A 13,815-nucleotide genomic window follows, 5' to 3' on the forward strand; every position below is an offset into this window, starting at 1 on the left:
CTGCGCGGCACGCGGTTTGCTGGGAGTGGCACAGACATTCACACCACGGGCAGGAGGCGCCATGGATACGCTGCTGTTCCTGTTTGGCGAAGGCAAGGATCTGAACCCCTTGCAGACCGCGTTGCGTGCCGTGGTGGTGTTTGCCATCGGGCTGGCGCTGGTGCGCTTGTCGGGCCGGCGCTCCTTTGGGCAGCGCGCGCCGTTTGACTTTGTGGTTGCCGTGCTGCTGGGCGCGACGCTGAGTCGCGCCATCGTCGGGGCTTCGCCATTTGTGGCGACGGTGTCGGCATCCCTCGCGCTGGTGGCGGTGCACCGGTTGCTGGGCTGGGCATGTGTGCGACTGCCGAAGCTGGATCGCCTGATTGCCGGGCGTGAGCGCGAGGTCTATCACGATGGCCGGTTTCATCAAGACCAGATGGATGCCGCACTCCTGACTCCGGCCGATATCCACGAGAGTGTGCGGCAGACCCTGGGCTCGCGCACGCTGGACGACGTAGACGCCGCCATCCTGGAGCGCAACGGACAGGTGAGCCTGATCCGCAAGCGCCGTTGATGTTTCATCGCACTGCCGGAGCCAAATCATGCGAGACAAACAGCAGAAGGAAAGCCGCGAAGCCGAACAACGTCAGGCCGATTGGGCGCAGGCGGAATCGCATCGCAAGCCGGGCGACCGGCCGGCGGATGCCGAAGTCGGTCGGCCTGGTAGCACGGCGCCCAAGCCGCAGAGCAAGGACGACACCGCCCGTCGCATGCGTCAGGGTGAAGTGCCCCCGGGCATCACGCGTGACAAGCTGCACGACCCCGGCAGCAACACCCCCACCGCACCGCCCACCGACAACCGTAGCTGACGGCCACCGTGTCTACCGCGCCCCCTGAACCGACTGAGGCAGACAAGGCCCCGTGGTATCGCCGGCTCGGCCCCGGCTTGACGACGGGCGCGGCGGACGACGATCCCAGTGGCATCGCCACCTATGCACAAGCAGGTGCGCAGGCGGGCACCAGCATGTTGTGGACGCTGCTGCTGACACTGCCGCTGATGATTGCCATCCAGCTGGTCAGTGCGCGGCTGGGGCGGGTGTCGGGGGCGGGCGTGGTGGCCAATATCCGGCGCCACCATTCACCGTGGCTGGCGTATGCGTTTGTTGCGCTGGTCACGCTCGCCAACATCATCAACGTGGGCGCCGACATTGCCGCCATGGGCGACAGCGTGCGCTTGCTGCTGGGCGGCTCCACGGCGTGGTATGCGTGCGTGTTTGCAGTGGTGACGCTGGCGTTGCAGGTGTGGATTCCGTACCGGCGCTACGCGCGTTATCTGCAATGGATGGCGCTGTCGTTGCTGGCGTATGTGGCCACCGCGTTTGTGGTGAAGGTGGATTGGGTGCACGCCTTGCACGACACCGTGGTGCCACGCCTGCAGTGGTCGCAGGACTACGTGATGACGCTGATTGCCGTGTTTGGTACCACCATCAGCCCGTATCTGTTTGTCTGGCAGGCCGCTGGTGAAGTGGAAGAGACCCGCTTGGCCGAAGGTGAAGCACCGCTCAAGCAAGCGCCGTGGCAGGCAGAACAGCAGCTTGCGCGCATCCGGCTCGATACCACCGTCGGCATGGTGGTGTCGGCGGTGATCGCGTTCTGCATCATGTTGACGGCGGCGTATGCGCTGCACCCTCACGGCATCACGCAGATCCGCACCTGCGCGGAGGCGGCACAGGCGCTCAAGCCCGTGGCGGGCCGGTTCGCGCAGGCGCTGTTTGCGCTCGGGGTGATCGGCACCGGGCTATTGGCCGTGCCGGTACTCGCGGGCTCCGCCGCGTATGCCGCCGCCGAAGCTTTTCGCTGGCATAGCAGCCTGGAAGCGGCCCCCGCGCGCGCGCCCAAGTTCTACCTGTTTCTGGCCGTGGTGATGGTGGCCGCCACCGCCATGGTCTTCCTCCCGATCGAACCGTTCCGTTTGCTCTACTGGTCTGCGGTGCTCAACGGCGTGGCCGCCACGCCGGTCATGGTGATGCTGCAGCTGATGTCGCGCCGCAAGGCGGTGATGGGCCCCTTCCGCAGTTCTCTGCTGCTGCACGGCACGGCGTGGGCGGCGACCTTGTGCATGTGCGTGAGCACGCTGCTCTTTTTTGCGCTGGCGCTGCAGGGGGCGTAACACGCGCTAAGCGGCTGGCACCGTGGTTGCGTGTCATGGGCGAGGCCACGCAAGGGGTGTGGCGTGCCAATCATCCAACCAGGGGTCCACCATGAAAGCTGTTGTATTCCACGGCATCGGCGACATCCGTCTGGAAGACGTGCCCGAGCCGACACTGCGCGAGCCCACCGACGCCATCGTGCGTTTGACCGCCAGCGCCATCTGCGGCACCGATCTGCATTTCGTGCGCGGCACGCTGTCGGATGTGAAGGAAGGGCGCATCCTCGGTCACGAGGGCGTGGGCGTGATCGAGGCGCTGGGCAGCGACGTGCGCAACCTGTCCGTGGGCGACCGCGTGGTGATTCCTTCGACCATTGCCTGCGGAGCCTGTGCCTATTGCCGCGCAGGCTACACGGCGCAATGTGATGTGGCCAACCCGAACGGGCATCTGGCCGGCACGGCGTTCTACGGCGGCCCGGAAGAGAACGGCGGTTTCGATGGCTTGCAGGCGGAAAAAGCGCGTGTGCCGTTTGCACACGTCAACCTGATCAAGCTGCCCGACGAAGTCACGGACGACCAGGCCATCCTGCTGTCCGACATTGTGCCGACCGGCTACTTTGGCGCGGACCTGGCAAACATCAAGCCAGGCCACACCGTCGCTGTGTTCGGGGCGGGGCCGGTGGGGCAATTTGCGATCGCGTCGGCCAAGCTGATGCAGGCGGGGCGCATCTTTGCCATTGACCACGTTGCCGATCGGCTCGACATGGCACGCGCGCAAGGCGCGGAGGTCATCGACTTCGAACGCGAAGACCCCGTGCAGGCACTGCGCCGGTTGACGGGCGGCATCGGTGTGGATTGCGCGATCGATGCTGTGGGCGTGGATGCGCAGCATGCCGATCACGGCCCTGCACGCCCTGACGAGAAAACCACGCAGGCCTTTGCCGCCGAACGCCACACCACGGCTCCGCAGGCACGCGGCACGGGCGCGGTTTCCGACGCCAACGAGAACGCGCCGTGGCAAGCCGGCGATGCCCCGTCGCAGGCGCTGCGCTGGGCCGTCGAGGGGCTCGCCAAGGCGGGCACGCTGTCGATCATCGGCGTGTATCCGCCCAACGACACAACGTTCCCCATTGGCGTGGCGATGAACAAGAACCTCACGGTGCGCATGGGCAACTGCAACCACCGCCGCTATCTGCCCAAGCTGGTGGAGCTGGTGCGCACGGGTGCGCTCGACCCGGCGGCGGTGCTGTCCGTGCGCGAGCCGATGGCCGCTGCGCTTGATGCCTACCGCGCCTTTGATACGCGTGAACCGGGCTGGATGAAGGTCAAGCTTGACCCACAGGCCGCCGACGGTGCTCACGCCACCCACGCATGAGCCGCGCACTGCACGACCGTGTCGCGGGCCTGGGGCCGGTGCTGGTGATTTCGCCGCACTTTGACGACGCGGTGTTCTCTTGCGGCAACATGCTCGCCGCGCATCACGGCAGCCACACCGTGACGGTGTTCGGCGGCGCGCCGCCCCTGGCCATGTGCACGGAGTGGGACCACGCCGCCGGCTTTGAAGACTCCAACGCCGCCGTGGCCGTGCGCCGGCTGGAAGACACACAGGCGCACGCACAGGTGAGCGCCACCGTGCACCACCTGGGTTTTTGCGACAGCCAGTACGCGCAAACGCCCTCCGTGGCGGATCTGGCCGGCGCCCTGCATCGGGTGATCGCGCGGCATGCGGCCGAGGCGGTGTTCGTACCGCTCGGCCTGTTTCACAGCGACCACGTGCTGGTGCACGAAGCCGTGCTCACGCTGCCGCCCAAGTTGCCGGGCCGGCTTTGGATCGGCTATGAGGATGCGCTCTACCGGCGCGGGCGCGGTGTGGTGCAGCAGCGCATCGTCGCGCTGGCGAAACGGGGCGTGGTGGCCACGCCCGTCACCCCGGTCAGCGCCATGGACGGCCGCCAGAAGCGCCGCGCGGTGGCCTGCTACGCCAGCCAGCTGCGCGCCTTCGGCCCCGGCGGTGTGGAAGACGTCCATCAGCCGGAACGCTTTTGGCTGCTCGAACCCCAGCAAGGAGGCTTAGACCATGCAAACGCAATCGTTTGATGACGCACGTGCCGCGCACCCGCTGTGTTCCATCGTCGTCCTCACGCACAACCGCGCCGCCACGGTGCTCGACACGCTGGCCAAGTTGACGGCGCTGGCGGAGCCATGGCCGATTGTGCTGGTCGACAACGGCTCCACCGATGGCACCGCGGATCAAGTGACTGCGCGCTTTCCTGGCGTGCTGGTGGTGCGTGCGCCGCGCAACTACGGCGCTGCTGGCCGCAACCTGGGGGTGGCCACGGTTGATACACCGTACGTGGCCTTTTGCGATGACGACACGGCTTGGCTGCCGGGGTCGATCGCGCGGGCGGTGGACGTGCTGCAGCGGTATCCGTCCGTGGGGGTGGTGGCGGCGCATATCCTGGTCGGCCCCACGCGGCGCGACGACACCGCGTGCGAGCCGATGGCCGCCAGCACGCTGCCCGCCGAAGGGCTGCCCGGCCCGGCACTGCTTGGCTTCATGGCCGGTGCTTGCGTGATGCGCACACGCGCCTTTACCGAGGCGGGCGGCTACCGGCGCGACCTCTTCATCGGCGGGGAGGAAAGCGTGCTCGCGCTGGACCTTGTCGACGCGGGCTGGCACATCGTCTATTGCCGCGAGGTGGTCACGCACCACAACCCGTCGCCGGTGCGCGACGTCATGCAGCGCCGTGCACTGCTGACGCGCAACGAACTGCTGAGTGCGTGGCTACGGCTGCCGCAGGATCTGGCCTGGCGCGTCACTGGCCGAGCGCTGCGTTCCATGGCTGAACAAGGCGTGCTGGGCGAAGCGCTGCCCGCGGCGCTGGCCCGCCTGCCACGCGTGCTGCTGCATCGGCACACCGTGCAGCCTGGCACCGCCGCACTGTGGCGCCAGATGGATGCTGACCGCCAGCGCCAGCGCGCGATTCCTACCCTCTCGGTAGGCTAGACGGCGTTAAGCAAGCGCGGGCATCGGCGCCAGGAAATACTGCTGCCGGAAATATTCCACCGTGCGCGCCAGCCCCACTTCGAGCGCGGTGCGGGGCTCCCAGCCGAGCACCTCGCGCGCGATCGCGATGTCGGGGCAACGCTGCGTCGGGTCATCTTGCGGCAGCGGGCGGAAGACGAGTTCAGAGTTCGAGCGCGTGCACGCCACGATTTGCCGGGCGATGTCGAGCATGCTCATCTCCACCGGGTTGCCCAGGTTGACTGGCCCAGCGAATTCCGGCGGCGTATTCATCAACCGCACCAGCGCATCGATCAGGTCGTCGACATAGCAGAAGGCGCGCGTCTGGCGCCCGTCGCCGTACAGCGTGATGGGCTCGCCGGCCAGGGCCTGCATGATGAAGTTGGAGACCACGCGTCCGTCATTGGGGTGCATGCGCGGGCCGTAGGTGTTGAAGATGCGCGCCACCTTGGCGTCGAGCCCATGCTGGCGGCGGTAGTCCATGAACAGCGTTTCGGCGCAGCGTTTGCCTTCGTCGTAGCACGAGCGCACGCCGATGGGGTTGACGTTGCCCCAATACGCCTCGGTTTGGGGATGCTCGTGCGGGTCGCCATACACCTCGCTGGTGGAAGCCTGCAGGATGCGCGCGCCCACCCGCTTGGCCAGCCCCAGCATGTTGATCGCGCCATGCACGCTGGTCTTCGTCGTTTGTACCGGGTCTTGCTGGTAGTGGATGGGAGAGGCAGGGCAGGCGAGGTTGTAGATGTCATCCACCTCCACATAGAGCGGGAAGGTGATGTCGTGCCGCAGCACCTCGAAGCGCGGGTGCCCGAGCAGATGGGCGATGTTGCGCTTGGTGCCGGTGTAGAAATTGTCGACGCAGAGCACGTCGTGCCCGTCGCGCAGCAGCCGGTCGCACAGGTGCGAGCCGAGAAAGCCGGCGCCGCCGGTCACCAGCACACGGCGCTGGTCGCGCCAGTGGTGGTGGGGTTCCGGGTGGCCGGGGTGATGCGGTTCGCCGTGGTGTCTCATGCGGCCACCTCCTGGATCGTGTCTGTTATCCCCTGCTGGCTGCTCACGCCGCCTCCTTTCGCGTCGCCATGACGGCATCGAACGCATCAAGCCAGTCGGCGACAAAGCGCTCGATGCCAAAGCGCGCACGTGCCGTCTCGCGCGCGGCGTCGCCCCAGCGGCGGGCCAGTGCGGGATCGTGCAGCAGCGTGTGCATGGCATCGGCCAGCGCGTCGGGGCGCGTGTCGACGTAACCGTTGTGGCCACTGTGGATGACGGTGCTCATCTCCGTGGTGGCCAGGCCCACGATGGGCATGCCGATGGTCATGGCTTCCACCACCGCCAGCCCCAGGCTGGTGTAGCGGATGGGGTTGAAGAAGAAGCGGTAGCGCGCGCAGAAGCCGGGTAGCTCGAGGTTGCCCACCTCGCCGATGCCGCCGGCGTCTTCCGCGCCCATGCCGACCAGATCGAGCGGTACTTGCGAGCGCAGCGTGTCAAACACATCGGCCCCCAGGCGACGCCCGCGTTTGCGCAGGTGGTTGACGACCACGATGCCGCGCGCCAGCTCGCCGCTGTAGCGTGCCGGCACGGGCAGATGCACGCCGTGCTCGATCACACGCGTGGGCGTGATGCCGCTGTCCCACATCAGCGCGTTGAAGGGCGTCACATGCACGAGCAGCACGTTCGGGTCTTGCACCCAGTGCTCGGTGTTGGTGGGGTGCTCCTGCGGCGGGTCGTGTTCGAGGTACAGCGTGGGCAGGGCGCGCTGGGCGGCGCTGAGCACCGTCAAGCGGTCATGCTCCCACTGCGCGCGGTGCTGATACAGCACGGCATCGAAGTGGTGCTCCGCCACGGCATCGAAGGGGACCTCGTGCACGTTGTTGCCCCACGGCAGAGCGCCCACCTTGCCGGCATAGCCGGGCGGGACGCGCCCTGAGGCATCTGGCGGACGTGTCACCAGGTAAAAATCGTGCGGCACCTGCGACAGGTAGTACAGGTAGTTGCCATGCACGTGCCACGTGAGGATGCGCAGGCGGCGCGATGGAGTGCGTGTCATGGCGCGGTGTTCTCAAGGATGGGCGCGTGGCGCTGCGGGGTGCTGCGCGAGGGTCGTATCTGCAAGTCGGGGTTGAAGAGCGCGCCATAGGCGGCGTCGAGTACCTGCTGTACGGTGATGTCGCCCGCGCACTCGTGGCCGGTGGGGCATGTCCAATGCATGCATGGCCGGCACGCCGGGTGGCTGGCGAGTACGCGATGCAGCGTCTGGTCTGCCGGTGCCCAGCGGGCGACGTCGCTGCCGCAAGCGATGACCACGCTCGGCGCACGCACCGCCGCCGCCACGTGCGAGACGCCCGTGTCATTGCAGACCAGCAGACGCGCCAGCCGCAGCAGTGCAGCCAACCCGCCAAGCGAGGTCTGCCCAACCACCGATGCCGCACGCTGACGCATGTGCCCACGCACTGCGTCCACCAACTCTGCTTCTGACGGCGCGCCTGTGAGCACCACATGAAAGCCGCTCAGAACCAGCGTGTCGGCCACAGCCGCAAAGCGCTCCGGCCACCAGCGCCGCGTTGGCATGCGGGCGCCAGGGTGCAGGCAGACGAGACGGTCGCGGTCCAGTGCGTGGCGGCGCAGCAGGGCCACGGCTTCGGCATAGTCATCCCGCTGCAGGGGAAAGTCCGGTATGGGCGCCACCGCGGGCGCGCCGAGGTGCGTGAGCAGCGCCAGCAGCCGCTGCGCTTCAGGCAGTTGCGTAGGCCATGGCAGCAGGGCGGTCTGCGCCTGACGCGTCGTTGCCCCTTCCGGCTGGAAGCCAAACACATGACGCGCGCCGAAGTGCCGAACGACATCTGTCGATTGCGGCCCGCTGCCATGCAGAGCGATGGCCACGTCAAAACGGCGGGCTTGCATGTCGGCGTAGAAGGCATGCGTGGCCGTGGCGGTGGCGGGCCCCGCTTCCGGAAACGCCTCCCCGCCGGGAAAGACCGCAAAGTCATTCAGCAGATCGGCATAACGCTCTTGAAACTGCCGCGCCCAGGGCAGACCGACCAGGGTAATGTGCGCGCGTGGTGCTGCCGTCCGCAAGGCCCGCAGCGCGGGCACGGCGCATAGCATGTCGCCGAGTTGCAGGGCGCGAAAGACGGCGATGCGGCGAGCACCGCGCAAGAGAGCAGCGGTTGTCATAGGAACCACACCCGAAAGTGCCACGCCCCGCGCATGCGCCAGTACAGCGCCAGCGGTGGAATGACGATGGACGTCCACAGCATCTCCGCCACATGCCCGACGGTGTGGGCCGTGCCGCGCAGGCGGACCATCGCAAAGCGCAGCGTAAGCGCCAGCCAGACCACTGCAGCGGCAGCCGCCACCCAAAGCTGATGCACCAGCAGCGCGATCAGCGCAACGGCTACCGCCACGCCCATGCCGTAGTAATGCCATGGCGGCACGGGCCGGATGCGGCTGCGATAGCGCTGCGGATGCTTCTTGTAGAGCAGCGCGTCGTAAAACACCTTGCGCTGTTGAGACACGCTGACGCCCCAGCGCGCCGGCCGCACGGGGTGGTGCATCAGCGCGCCAGGTGCCTGGGCAATGCGTCCGCCCGCATCGAGGATGCGGAACTGCAAGTCCGAATCTTCTCGCCAGGCCAGACGGAACCGCTCATCAAAACCGCCGATCCGCTCCAGCATTGCGCGCCGCACAAAGCAGTTGGCGGTCACGAACTCGGCGCGCGTGAGGCCGCTGGCGTCGCGCTCGTAGTCGGTGGGGCGGGTAGGTAGCGGCATGCGGATGGCGCCCGTGGCGGCATCGGGCGGCGTGCTGCTGCCATCTGGCGTGGTCATGACGTGCCAGCCTTCGGCCAGCCACGTGGGCGCGGGGATGGTGTCGTCGTCGGTGAAGGCGATGATGTCGCCGCTGGCTGCTTGCCAGCCGCGGTTGCGTGCGGCGGCGGGGCCTTGCGTGTCGCGCACCGGCACATACCGCACGCGCCAGGCCGGCGCGGCGGTGGCAAACGCGTTGACCACCGCGCGGGTGGCGTCGTCCGGGCCATCGTCAGCCACGACCAGTTCCAGGCGGTGCGCGTCGAATGTCTGGGCGCGCAGGCCGTCGAGGCAGCGTTGCAGCATCTGCGGGCGTTTCCATGTGGCAATCACCACCGAGATGGAGGGCGCCTCGTGCGCTGCAGCCACGGTCAACACATCAAACGGCATCGGCTGGTTCATGCGACCCCCGCCAGGCCTTTCGCATGGGCGCCTGCACTGTGTTGCGCGCTACCGGTTTGCAGCGTCTTGCGCACCAGGAACGGCCCGATCACTAGCGCATCCAGCGGGGACGTCCAGAACGATTCCACCGCATCGCGCGGGCTGCACACCATGGGCTCACCGCGCGTGTTGAATGACGTGTTGACCAGGATCGGCACGCCGGTGCGGCGCTCAAACGCCGCCAGCAGGTCGTAATACAGCGGATGCTGGCGGCGGTTGACCGTCTGCACGCGCGCGGTGCCATCCACGTGGCGCACGGCGGGAATCTGCACGGCGCGGTCTTCGCGCACATCAAACACAAAGAGCATGAACGGCGCCGGGTGCGCGCCCACAAACCAGTCGGCCGCGCGGTCTTCCATGACGACCGGGGCGACGGGGCGGAAGTCTTCGCGGTCTTTGATCTCGTTCAGGCGCGCCTGCATGTCGGCGGGGATCGGTGAGGCGAGGATCGAGCGGGCCCCCAGCGCGCGTGGGCCAAATTCCATGCGCCCCTGGAACCAGCCGATCACCTGACCCTGCGCGAGCAGGTCAGCGGTTTGCTCGGCAATGTTGTCTAGGCGCTCGAACGGCAATTTCGACCAAGTGAGGAACTGCTCGATCTCTTCGTCGCTGTAGGCCGGGCCGAGGTAGGCGTGGTCCATCTTCCACAGGCGTTGCTTGGTGCCGCGCGCTTGATAGTCCGCCCACAGCGCAGCACCGAGCGAGGTGCCCGCATCGCCGGCGGCGGGCTGCACCCACACCTGTTCGAAGGGCCCCAGGTCGCGCACCCGCGCGTTCATTACACAGTTGAGCGCCACGCCGCCCGCCATGGCCAGATAACGCGCGCCCGTGGCCTGGTGCAGCCATTGGCTCATGGTCAGCACGGTCTCTTCCAACACCTGCTGTAGCGAGCGTGCAATGTCAAAGTGGCGCTGCTCCATTGGGCCGCCACGTTGGCGAGGCGGGCCAAAGCGGGCTTCGAGCTGCAGCGGCGCGACGGTGTAGCGGCCATCGGCGCTGACGTTCACCCATTCGCGAAACACGTCGACATAGCGCGGTTGCCCGTAGGACGCCAGCGCCATCACCTTGTATTCGTCGGACGAGCGCAGAAAGCCTAGGTAGTCCGTCACCTCTTCATAGAGCAAGCCAAGCGAGTGCGGCAGATCGACCTGTTGCAGGCGCGTGTATTCGCCATTGCGGAAGAGGCCGTATGACGTGGTGGCGCGTTCGCCGCGGCCGTCCATGGTGAGTACGGCGCAGTCATCGAACGGCGCGGCCAGGAACGCGCTGGCCTCGTGCGCCAGATGGTGTTCAACGTATGACCAGCGGAACGGGCCCTTGTGGTTCACGTTGGCAAAGCGCGCACGCAGGTGATGTGGCGCGCCGCCGGCCAGTTGGCGCGGGGCGTTCATCACGTAGGAGAGGAACAGCGGATCCCACGGGGCGGCATCGGGCGGCAGGTCCAACTGCGCGGAAGGCTCCAGCGGCAGCGCAATGTGCGTGTGCGCCGGCAGGTTGGCCAGCTTGGCCGGGTCCAGCGAATAGGCCACCTGGTCCACGCGGGCCAGGTCGATGCCGGCCTCGGCCAGACAGTAGTCGATGGCGTGATATGGCAACTGCCACGTGGAAAACGGCACCGGCCGCTTGGCGTGCTTGACGTGCGTAAAGCGCTCGTCTTCCGCGGCGGCAATGACCACGCCGTCGCGCACCAGCGTGGCCGACGAGTCGTGATACGCCGCGTTGATGCCGAGGGTGTAGCGCGGTTTGGCTTCCGATTTAGCGTGCATGCAAGGCTCCGGGAATCGAGAGTTCTGGTCGACGGTTCAGGCTTCAGGCAACGGGCGCGGCCACGGCGGGCGTTGCCGATGGGGCCGCGGGCCATAGCGCCTGCGCCACGCGCTCTGGCTGCCACAGCGCGTGCGCCGCCGCGATGACATCGTCTTCCGCCACGCCAGTCAGACAGGCCTGATGGCCGAGCGGGCAGACGCTGCGATAGCAGTAGCGGCACGGCACATCGTGCGAGAGCACCACATGCGGCACGGCCCAAGGGGTGTGTTGCGGGTTGGTGAGCGCATACAGGTCCACCACGGGGGTTTGCGTGGCCGCGGCCAGATGCACCGGGCCGCTGTTGTTGGACACCAGCAGCGCAGCGCCTTCAATGAGCGCAGCGAGCTCGCCCAGCGTGAAGGCACCCGCGAGGTTGAACACGCGCTGCCTGGCCGCGAGACCCGCTGCACACACCTGCTGCACGAGGTCGGCTTCTGCTGGCGCACCGGTCACCAGAACGGCGCAGCCGTAGCGCTGTGCGAGGGTGCGGGCAACGTGTGCAAAGCGCTCCGGTGGATAGCGCCGCGATGCCGCCGTGGCGCCCGGATGCAGCACGATCCACGGCGCGGCCGTGCCGACGCCGAGCTGGGCCAGCTTGGCGCGCACGGCATCGCGATCGTGCGGCAGCACCTTGAAGCGCAGCCGTTGCGACAGCTGCGCAGGCACATCGGCCACGTGGCGAATCAGATCCAGCTGGCGCCGCACCTCGTGGCGCACGTCACCCGGCGCGGTGGCGGCAATGCGCGCATCGGGGTCGGCAATCCAATCCGTCAGCAGCGCGTAGGGGTTCTCGCGGCAGTGCGCCAGGCGCAGCGGAATGCCAGCCAGAAAGCCCAGCATGGCCGCCGGCAACGGGTTTTGCGTATGCACGGTAAAGATGACGGCCGCATCGAAATGCCCTTCGCGCAGCGTGTTGACCAGCGCGTGGGTTTGCGCGGCATCCGCGGTGTTCGCATGCTTGGCCCACGGCACATCGCACGCGATGATGCTGTCGATGTCGCTCAGGTGCGGTTGTGCGATAGCCCCCGCGTGCGAGGTCAACAGCGTGAGATGCCGGCCGGCGGGTCCGCTTGTCTTGAGTGCGTGGAAGGCCGGCGTGGTCATCACCACGTCGCCCAGGTTATCGGGCCGCACGCACAGGATGCGGCTCGCCTGGGCCCACACCGCGCGACGCTCCGGGATGCCGACGGGGCTCATGCGATGGCCTCCGCATGCACGGTGTGGTGCGCGTGCTGGGCATGGTGAGCAATCACGATGGCCGCCGCTTCATCAAAGCGCGTGACGATGTAATCCGGCACCCGCAATCGGCCGGGCTCCCAGCGCGTTTCATTGCCATTGGCGATGAGGATAGTGCGACAGCCCGCGCGGCGGCCGGCTTCCACGTCGTTGAGGATGTCGCCGATCATCCACGAGGTATCGAGATCGATGCCGTGCGCGTTGGCAGCCTGGCGCAGCAGGCCATCGCGCGGTTTGCGGCAGGTGCAGACCGAGGTGCCATCGAGCTGCGGTGCGTGTGGGCAGAAGAAGAACCCGGAGAGCGTGGCACCGTGCTCGGCAAACAGCTCGCGCAGGCGCTGCGCCACGGCTTCCAACGCCTCTACCTGAAAGTAGCCCAGCGCCACGCCGGGCTGGTTGCTCACCACGATCAGCGGTAGGCCGGTGCGCGCCAGCAGCCGCAGGCCGTCACCCGTGCCGGGCGCTAGCACGATGCGCGCCGGGTTCACGTTGTAGGGCACGTCTTGCAGCAGCGTGCCGTCCTTGTCGAGAAAGATGGCGCTGTCGGTGTGCAAGGAGGCGGGCTGCGTGGTCAGCATCAGGGCCATGACGTTTCCCGCATCGGCAGCACCATCACTTCAGGGATCACCGTCTCCGGCGGCTGCAGCAGCACGAAGCGCACGGCCGCCGCCACGTTGGCGGGGTCCTGCAGGTTGTCGGTATCGATATCGGGAAAGCGGTCGAGCAGAAACGGCGTGCGCATGCCGCCGGCAATCACGGCAGACACCTTGATGCCGTGGGGGCGCAGCTCGGCATGCAGCGCGTGCGATAGCCCCAGCAACCCCCACTTGGTGGCGTGGTACACCGATGCATTGGGCCACGCTCGGCGCGACGCGGTGGATGCAATGTTGACGATGGCGCCGCTTGCGCGCTTGCGCATCAGCGTGCTGGCGTGCTTGGCCAGCAGGAACGGGCCTCGCAGGTTGGTGCGCACCACGCGGTCCCAGTCGTCCACGTTCAGTTCGTCAATGGGCAGGGTGATGTCGATGGCCGCGTTGTTGATGACGGCGTCGACGCGGCCAAAGCGGTCAACCACATCATCGAGCGCGCCACGCACGGCGGCTTCGTCTCCCACGTCCAGTGCAATCGCGTGCGATTGGCCGCCGTCGGCGATCAGCTCGGCGGCGGTGCGATCCGCGGAGTCGGCATCCAGGTCGGTGGCCACGATGGTGGCGCCTTCAGCGGAAAGTGCGCGGCTGATGGCGGCGCCCAGCCCGCGGCCGGCACCCGTGACGACGATGACCTGCTCGCGCAGCGTGGGCGGGGTGGAAGCGTTGGATTTGAGATCGGTCTGAGTCATGGGGCAGTGGTCAAAGTGGTCAGTGGTATTGCGC

General features: G+C 67.4%; 14 protein-coding genes. 6 read left to right on the forward strand and 8 right to left on the reverse strand.

Annotation, left to right across the window (positions count from 1 at the left end; genetic code table 11):
- Positions 1–61: 61 nt before the first annotated feature.
- The 6 genes from ACS7SF_RS23370 to ACS7SF_RS23395 all read left to right on the forward strand — a co-directional run bounded on the left by ACS7SF_RS23370 (position 62) and on the right by ACS7SF_RS23395 (position 5,135).
- Positions 62–553, forward strand: a complete 492-nt coding sequence (locus ACS7SF_RS23370) for a DUF421 domain-containing protein (RefSeq protein WP_439892870.1) — start codon at positions 62–64, stop codon at positions 551–553.
- Positions 554–581: 28 nt separating this feature from the next.
- Positions 582–848, forward strand: a complete 267-nt coding sequence (locus ACS7SF_RS23375; protein ID WP_439892871.1) for a hypothetical protein — start codon at positions 582–584, stop codon at positions 846–848.
- 8 nt (positions 849–856) lie between these two features.
- A complete protein-coding gene (locus tag ACS7SF_RS23380) occupies positions 857–2,149 on the forward strand; it encodes an Nramp family divalent metal transporter (protein WP_439892872.1) in 1,293 nt (430 codons plus the stop codon).
- A gap of 91 nt (positions 2,150–2,240) precedes the next feature.
- Positions 2,241–3,503 (forward strand): zinc-dependent alcohol dehydrogenase, encoded by a 1,263-nt coding sequence (locus ACS7SF_RS23385; RefSeq protein WP_439892873.1) that lies wholly within the window; start codon positions 2,241–2,243, stop codon positions 3,501–3,503.
- Positions 3,500–4,225: a PIG-L deacetylase family protein gene (locus ACS7SF_RS23390; protein WP_439892874.1), complete on the forward strand. Its 726-nt coding sequence runs from the start codon at positions 3,500–3,502 to the stop codon at positions 4,223–4,225. Before ACS7SF_RS23385 ends, ACS7SF_RS23390 begins: the two co-directional genes overlap by 4 nt.
- Complete coding sequence (locus ACS7SF_RS23395; RefSeq protein WP_439892875.1) at positions 4,206–5,135, forward strand: glycosyltransferase family 2 protein; 930 nt, start codon at positions 4,206–4,208, stop codon at positions 5,133–5,135. The genes ACS7SF_RS23390 and ACS7SF_RS23395 overlap by 20 nt, the downstream gene beginning before the upstream one ends.
- A 6-nt stretch (positions 5,136–5,141) precedes the next feature.
- Here the strand turns inward: ACS7SF_RS23395 and ACS7SF_RS23400 are convergent, their stop codons facing one another.
- Genes ACS7SF_RS23400 through ACS7SF_RS23435 form a run of 8 tightly spaced genes read right to left on the reverse strand, consistent with a single transcriptional unit; the run spans position 5,142 to position 13,781 of the window.
- The gene (locus ACS7SF_RS23400) at positions 5,142–6,164 is read right to left on the reverse strand and encodes a UDP-glucuronic acid decarboxylase family protein (protein WP_439892876.1); all 1,023 of its coding nucleotides are present in this window, start codon (positions 6,162–6,164) and stop codon (positions 5,142–5,144) included.
- Positions 6,165–6,207: 43 nt separating this feature from the next.
- On the reverse strand, positions 6,208–7,200 hold the full coding sequence (locus tag ACS7SF_RS23405) for a glycosyltransferase (protein ID WP_439892877.1): 993 nt from the start codon (positions 7,198–7,200) through the stop codon (positions 6,208–6,210).
- A complete protein-coding gene (locus tag ACS7SF_RS23410; protein WP_439892878.1) occupies positions 7,197–8,327 on the reverse strand; it encodes a glycosyltransferase family 9 protein in 1,131 nt (376 codons plus the stop codon). The genes ACS7SF_RS23405 and ACS7SF_RS23410 overlap by 4 nt, the downstream gene beginning before the upstream one ends.
- Entirely contained in the window at positions 8,324–9,361 is a 1,038-nt protein-coding gene (locus tag ACS7SF_RS23415; RefSeq protein ID WP_439892879.1) for a glycosyltransferase family 2 protein, read from the reverse strand. Before ACS7SF_RS23415 ends, ACS7SF_RS23410 begins: the two co-directional genes overlap by 4 nt.
- Positions 9,358–11,166: a carbamoyltransferase family protein gene (locus ACS7SF_RS23420; protein ID WP_439892880.1), complete on the reverse strand. Its 1,809-nt coding sequence runs from the start codon at positions 11,164–11,166 to the stop codon at positions 9,358–9,360. Before ACS7SF_RS23420 ends, ACS7SF_RS23415 begins: the two co-directional genes overlap by 4 nt.
- Before the next feature lie 43 nt (positions 11,167–11,209).
- The gene (waaF, locus tag ACS7SF_RS23425; RefSeq protein ID WP_439892881.1) at positions 11,210–12,403 is read right to left on the reverse strand and encodes a lipopolysaccharide heptosyltransferase II; all 1,194 of its coding nucleotides are present in this window, start codon (positions 12,401–12,403) and stop codon (positions 11,210–11,212) included.
- On the reverse strand, positions 12,400–13,029 hold the full coding sequence (locus ACS7SF_RS23430) for a D-glycero-alpha-D-manno-heptose-1,7-bisphosphate 7-phosphatase (RefSeq protein WP_439892882.1): 630 nt from the start codon (positions 13,027–13,029) through the stop codon (positions 12,400–12,402). Before ACS7SF_RS23430 ends, waaF begins: the two co-directional genes overlap by 4 nt.
- Entirely contained in the window at positions 13,020–13,781 is a 762-nt protein-coding gene (locus tag ACS7SF_RS23435) for an SDR family oxidoreductase (protein WP_439892883.1), read from the reverse strand. The genes ACS7SF_RS23430 and ACS7SF_RS23435 overlap by 10 nt, the downstream gene beginning before the upstream one ends.
- Positions 13,782–13,815 lie beyond the last annotated feature (34 nt).

The organism is Ralstonia sp. 25C (assembly GCF_051904805.1).
In the GTDB taxonomy this organism is placed as follows: Bacteria; Pseudomonadota; Gammaproteobacteria; order Burkholderiales; family Burkholderiaceae; genus Ralstonia.

Bases quoted from the DNA above. Each gene is read 5' to 3' on its own strand.
- ACS7SF_RS23370 (WP_439892870.1), top strand. From the start codon at position 62: ATGGATACGCTGCTGTTCCTGTTTGGCGAAGGCAAGGATCTGAACCCC.
- ACS7SF_RS23375 (WP_439892871.1), top strand. From the start codon at position 582: ATGCGAGACAAACAGCAGAAGGAAAGCCGCGAAGCCGAACAACGTCAG.
- ACS7SF_RS23385 (WP_439892873.1), top strand. From the start codon at position 2,241: ATGAAAGCTGTTGTATTCCACGGCATCGGCGACATCCGTCTGGAAGAC.
- ACS7SF_RS23390 (WP_439892874.1), top strand. From the start codon at position 3,500: ATGAGCCGCGCACTGCACGACCGTGTCGCGGGCCTGGGGCCGGTGCTG.
- ACS7SF_RS23395 (WP_439892875.1), top strand. From the start codon at position 4,206: ATGCAAACGCAATCGTTTGATGACGCACGTGCCGCGCACCCGCTGTGT.
- ACS7SF_RS23400 (WP_439892876.1), bottom strand. From the start codon at position 6,164: ATGAGACACCACGGCGAACCGCATCACCCCGGCCACCCGGAACCCCAC.
- ACS7SF_RS23405 (WP_439892877.1), bottom strand. From the start codon at position 7,200: ATGACACGCACTCCATCGCGCCGCCTGCGCATCCTCACGTGGCACGTG.
- ACS7SF_RS23410 (WP_439892878.1), bottom strand. From the start codon at position 8,327: ATGACAACCGCTGCTCTCTTGCGCGGTGCTCGCCGCATCGCCGTCTTT.
- ACS7SF_RS23415 (WP_439892879.1), bottom strand. From the start codon at position 9,361: ATGAACCAGCCGATGCCGTTTGATGTGTTGACCGTGGCTGCAGCGCAC.
- ACS7SF_RS23420 (WP_439892880.1), bottom strand. From the start codon at position 11,166: ATGCACGCTAAATCGGAAGCCAAACCGCGCTACACCCTCGGCATCAAC.
- waaF (WP_439892881.1), bottom strand. From the start codon at position 12,403: ATGAGCCCCGTCGGCATCCCGGAGCGTCGCGCGGTGTGGGCCCAGGCG.
- ACS7SF_RS23430 (WP_439892882.1), bottom strand. From the start codon at position 13,029: ATGGCCCTGATGCTGACCACGCAGCCCGCCTCCTTGCACACCGACAGC.
- ACS7SF_RS23435 (WP_439892883.1), bottom strand. From the start codon at position 13,781: ATGACTCAGACCGATCTCAAATCCAACGCTTCCACCCCGCCCACGCTG.